Genomic DNA, 5,274 nt, shown 5'->3' on the forward strand with positions numbered 1-5,274 from the left:
GGGGAAGGTAGCACGAAAAGCCGTTGCGCCTCTGCCGGGCGGGTAGAATTCCCCTCCTTTTGGTATTCTTACCGTTTTCTTGAACGCCTACCAGTTGCACCTCCGCCCCTTCACCACCTTGGTGCTCTGTTCCTCCTCTCGTGCTGCCCCTAGTTAAACAGCCGGTACAGCGTCCAAGCGAACTATTTCAACCCATAGAATAGCTCATCTAGAGGCCTTAGCGCAGTCTTTACTTACCCAACTTCGGCGGGCGTTGCGGACCGGGCTCTACCCCGGGGAAGCGCTTGCTAAACAGCCGCCTATTCTTCTCGTGCAACGCCTCCAGCACCCGCTGGCGGGCGGCATGGCTCATATCCGCGAACTGGGGTTCCCACCGGTCATAAAACGCCCGCACATCTACTAAACTCAACTGCCAATCCGAACGCTGGCACCAGCGCTCGGACCACCTATAGGTGGGTCGGAAGCGCAGCACGCAGCGTTTCAATAAGGCTTGGTGCTGCGCCGTACGGGCGGCCGAACCACGCCGAGCCTTGGCTTTCGTGGCCTTGTGCTGTGCAATCAGAAAATCATCACTTTGCTCGACCTCCTCGACCCGCGCCCGCAGATAGAGTTTAACGGGGGCGTTGCCCGGCAAGCGAATGTAGGCCGTGCGTGAGGCATCGGGCGCCGGCAACAGCGCGGCAATCATCGTCGCCGTCCAGCCGCGCTCCTTTAGGTCGTGCGTCGTTAGGTATTTCGTCGGCGCAGCCGCCGCGGGCGTCTGGTCCACCACCATTAGAAAGCGCTGCATGTCAGGAGCTGCGGGAGAGGGCACAAAAATAACGCCTTAGCCGAATTTAGGTCACACCAAATACTACATGATGCAGAAGTGGGTGTTCAGTCTCACCTTGCCAAGCGAAGCCGTGTTCATCGTTACGCATTCTGGTCCCATGATGGGTAGCCAGCGATGGCGAGGGTTGAAAATACACTCGTTTCGCTTTTCTACCGTTTTTCTAAACGAGAATGGACAACATGACCATTTGTTGTATCCATGATTTTCGTCCCCTTAGCGGAGTGGGCAACCGTGCTGTTGCTTGTCTGACGACTTATCATACTCCGCAGACACCTAATTGCCACTTCGAGGGGCCTGTTTTTCTTTACCCAGCGCCCGCCTCACCTAACCTTCGCCACCCTCGCCAGGGCCAGTAGCGCCGCGCGGGCCCGCGTTTTCACCGTAGCCAGCGGAATGCCCAGCTGCTCGGCCGCTTCCACCTGCGTGCATCCACCGAAGTAGAGCAGTTCCACCACTTCGCGCTGCGTGGGCTTCAGCCCCAGTGTCAATTCCCGCACCCCAATATGCTCCGGGTGGAAGCCGACCGGGGCGGGGGCCTGTTGCGCGGCGCCCACTTCCAGCGACTTAGTGCCCTGATGAAACCGCTGCCGCGGACTTCGCAGCAGGTCAATGGCGTGGTTGCAGCACACCCGCACCATCCAGGTAAAGAAACGTCCGCGCTCGGGGTCGTAGCTGGCGATGCTTAGCCAGATTTTCAACAACCCCTCCTGCAGCACGTCCTGGGCCAGCATCTCGTCGCGCACCAGTCGCTGAATCGCCGTGAGCAAGCTCCGGGCGTACCGTTCCTGCACCAGCCGCAGGGCCTGCTCGTCGCGGGCCAGCAGGCGCTGCACCAGCGCGGCTTCGTCGGCGGCCGAGGGCAGTGCCGGAGTCGCATTCATGGGTAGAGAAGGGGCGTAGTGAATCGGTTGCTTGGAAATGTCCGGGCAGCAGGAGTCTGCCCGAAAGATAGGGACCGGCCTACCTCCAGGCGGAAGAAAGCGGTACCACGGCAGCGCTTTATTAGCCCGTCGCCCTTTAAACCCACTTACAAGATTTGGGCCTCGCTATCCCAACGCCTGGTTGTTGCTCGTAGGTACCTACATCTTTTCATTCACCTTACCGCTTCTTTTTATGAGTTATATCAAAGCCGGCCAGGATGCGAACGGCGAAGACATCAAGTTGCACTACACCGACCAAGTACTTCTGGTTGTATCATTCCTGACTTGCCGAACGAGGTATAAAAAAAGCCGGACCGCCTGCTAGGCTGTCCGGCTCCGGTGCTGGTGGGTAACTCGCGGTTGAGCTACCGACGCATGGCCACGCCTTTGTCAGGCCCCGTGTCCAAACTTTTCAGGTACGCGACCAGCGCCGTCCGCTCCTGGGCGCTGACCGCGTAAAACGGGTGGGGAGCGCCTTTGCCGCGGTTGGGATTGAGGAGCGCCTCCAGGCTGGGCACGGAATTGTCGTGCAGGAACACGGGCTTGCGGGCCAGGTCGAGTAGCAGCGGCAGGGCGTTGCCGCGAATGCCGCCGCCGGGGCTGGCATCCACCACAATCATCTTGTCGTCGAACGTGCCGGGCGCATTCTGAATGGGGCTCAGCGGGGCTTGGCGCTGGGCCAAGACCTTGGGCTTGTAGTCCGGATAAATCTGATTCATCGGAATCAGTTTGGCCATCACCGGCTTGCTTTGGTCCGTGTTATGGCAATTGGTGCAGTTATTCGAGACAAACAACGCCCGGCCCTTGCTCACGAGCGCGGCATCCGTTACCATCCCTTTCGGGGCCGCCAGGGCCGACACGTAGGCATTCAAATCGCGCAGCTTCTGCTCGTCGACGCGCTTGCCGGTGGGCGTGGGCGCCTCGCCGGGCTTGCCGGCCGTGGAGGCGGTCACGTAGGGAAAGCCCGTGACCCCGGTAGCGGCCAGGACCTTGGCGTAGTCGGCCAGCATGGCGTCGCCGCTGGCCCCTCCCAATATATGAATAAACTGCTTGCCGCCGGGCGAGAGCAGGTTGCTTTGGTCGAACAAGGCCGTATAGACCGTGTTGTTGAAATCGTCCAGCTTGTCGTTTTGCCCCGAACTGCCAAAGGGAGCGGCCAAATCCTGGCGGAAGAAGGGCGCGATGTGCACGGGGTTGCCGTTGCCATCGGGCGAGTCGTCAAAGGTCCCGATGGGGTAGAATTTGGGGTTGCTCAGGTAAGCGTCTACCTCTGCCTCGGTGGAGGTGGCGGTGAGGCCCTTCGGGGCCCGGCCAATGGTGCTGCCGTCCGGCTGTTGCAGCTGCAGCGTGGGGAACAGGGCCCGCGAGTTGGCGGCGGTGGCCAGCAGCTTGCCCACGTTGAGCTGGTGGGGCGTGGGCCCGTCAATCCGCTTGCCGATGCTGCCTTTACCGCCCAGGTCAAACATCGACTTGTCGGTCACGGCGTGGCACAGGGCGCAGCTCACGCCTACCAGGGCCCCCTTCGGTACCATGCCGATGACGGCGTTGGCTTTCACCAGCGCCTCCATCGTGGCCGGGTCGTTGAGCTTCGGGGCTTTGGCCGGCGAATGGTCGGTTTTCAGCTCGGTGGCGAAGGCGGCTTTCACATCGGCGGGCATGGCGTCCACGTCGAAGCTGACGCCGGCCTTCAGCGCGTCCATCACCGTGAGCTTGGCCGCTTTCATGCCTTGGGGCATGCGCACGGCGTTGGTCCAGAAGCCCTCGGTGCCGAAGGTTTCGTTGCGAAACACGTCCCGGCCCGCTTCAGCATGGCCGGTGGGGCTCGCCACCGCCGGGGCAACCCCCGTCGAATCGGCGGCCGTCTGCGCGGTGCCCTCGGTTGTCTTGCTGGAATTGCCCTGGCACATTGCCAGCGTCATCACGGCAAGTGCGGACAGGCCCAGGGTGGGCAGTCGCCAATGCGTAAAAGAAACCATAGGGGGTTGGATTGAGGCGTGAAAACAAAAGTTATTCGGCTAACGAATCCCTAATCGGCTAGGTTACTGTGAGGTGGTCCAGGTTGACCGGTCAGAAGCCCTCGTCCGGCAGGTGGTAACGGTTGATGGCCCGCGCTTGCTCCCAGCCCGTGCCCTGGGAGCAAGTCGCCGACCGCACCAGCGTCCTCACGATGGTCCTCACCCTGAAAGACTTCGGCACCCAGGTAATTAGCAGTACCCGATTTCTTAGCGGGGTTTTCTGTTCCTACTCTCGTGCGACCCCTGCTATCGCCCCCTTTTCCGCCGCGACGAGAGTAGCCAGATGCCGCCGGCCAGCAGCGCCAGCGCGGCTGCTACGACGGCCGCCTTGGGCAAAGTCCGTACCGCCTCTTCTGATTTTGACAGGGCAATGGATTCATCGGTGAAGGGCTGGCGGCTGGTAACGGCCAGAATCAGGCGCGTGGCTTCGGCGGGCTGGTCCCACTGCGGAAAGTGGCCGCAGTGCTCAAACCAATACAGGCGCGCATCAGGGAATTTCGCCAATGCTAGCTTCGACTGGCTCGGCAGGCACACCCGGTCCTGCCGGCCCCAGCCAATGACCAGGGGCCCGGGGATGCTGCCCTTGGGCGCGGGTTGCTGCACTTGGCCGTGCGCCAGTTGGTCGAGCAACTCGTCGAAGGCGGGCGAGTGGGCGAAGGTGTGCATCTCGTCGATGGCCTGCTGCGCATCCACGGCCCAGGGGCGGGCTGAAAACTGCGGCAACAGCCCCGTGCGGCCCACCGCCGAGCCGGCCAGGGCGGGCATCACCGGCTGCAGGGCCTTCACCAGCTTGACCGACACGTCCACCGAATGGTAGAAGAACGGAATCTGCCAGCCCTGCCAGAACCCGCCCGGGTCCAGCGACACCACCGCTCCCAGCACGCCGCCGCGCCGGGCCAGCTCCAGCACCAGCCGCGCGCCCATGGAGCTGCCCACGGCATCAATGCCGAGCAGGTCGTGGTGGGTGAGAAAGCCCGTCACCGCATCGGCCAAGGTGGCGATGGAGTTTTCGCCGGCCAGCTGGGGCGTTTCGCCGTGGCCGGGCAAATCCACCGCAATGACGTCGCGCTCAGCGGCCAGCGCGTCGATGATGGTGTTCCAGGACCGCCAGCTGCCGCCGATGCCGTGAACCAGTAACAGGGGGCGGCCGGTGCCGCGGCGGACAAAATGCAACTCCATAAACGGAAGAATGAAAACGGGTGAAAAAGTAAGTACAGCCCTATAACAGCCGGCCCGTCGAAACGGCTGAACGAGGCACCCCAAAAAACGAAGAACTGCCCCTACGGGCCGCAAGCCGCGGGTTGGTGCCCGGGCCTTCCCATGGCCCGCGGCAGGCCCGTCGCTTTCACGGCCCTTTTCGTACCCCTTACCGTGCGGCCGGTTCCTGTCGGCTTTAAGTTGCCTCTTCACCAGAGCAACCACCTGCGCCTAGTTCTGCAACAGCCACGACCGTGGCTGTTGCAGAACTGCCCAAGTGCACGCATCGCCGAGCAACAGAACGGGGCAT

Annotated in this window: 4 protein-coding genes; all 4 read right to left on the minus strand. The window is 62.2% G+C overall.

Features of this window, described 5'->3' with window-relative positions; translation table 11 throughout:
* Positions 1-229 precede the first annotated feature (229 nt).
* The 4 genes from LJ738_RS21005 to LJ738_RS21020 all read right to left on the minus strand — a co-directional run bounded on the left by LJ738_RS21005 (position 230) and on the right by LJ738_RS21020 (position 4,946).
* Positions 230-790: a hypothetical protein gene (locus tag LJ738_RS21005; protein ID WP_227788319.1), complete on the minus strand. Its 561-nt coding sequence runs from the start codon at positions 788-790 to the stop codon at positions 230-232.
* A gap of 362 nt (positions 791-1,152) precedes the next feature.
* The gene (locus tag LJ738_RS21010) at positions 1,153-1,713 is read right to left on the minus strand and encodes an RNA polymerase sigma factor (RefSeq protein WP_227788320.1); all 561 of its coding nucleotides are present in this window, start codon (positions 1,711-1,713) and stop codon (positions 1,153-1,155) included.
* A 404-nt stretch (positions 1,714-2,117) separates the two neighbouring features.
* Complete coding sequence (locus LJ738_RS21015; RefSeq protein WP_227788321.1) at positions 2,118-3,728, minus strand: c-type cytochrome; 1,611 nt, start codon at positions 3,726-3,728, stop codon at positions 2,118-2,120.
* Positions 3,729-4,013: 285 nt separating this feature from the next.
* Complete coding sequence (locus LJ738_RS21020) at positions 4,014-4,946, minus strand: alpha/beta fold hydrolase (protein ID WP_227788322.1); 933 nt, start codon at positions 4,944-4,946, stop codon at positions 4,014-4,016.
* Between the last annotated feature and the right edge of the window lie 328 nt (positions 4,947-5,274).

The sequence above is a fragment of the Hymenobacter plasmatis genome (assembly GCF_020711255.1).
In the GTDB taxonomy this organism is placed as follows: domain Bacteria; phylum Bacteroidota; class Bacteroidia; order Cytophagales; family Hymenobacteraceae; genus Hymenobacter.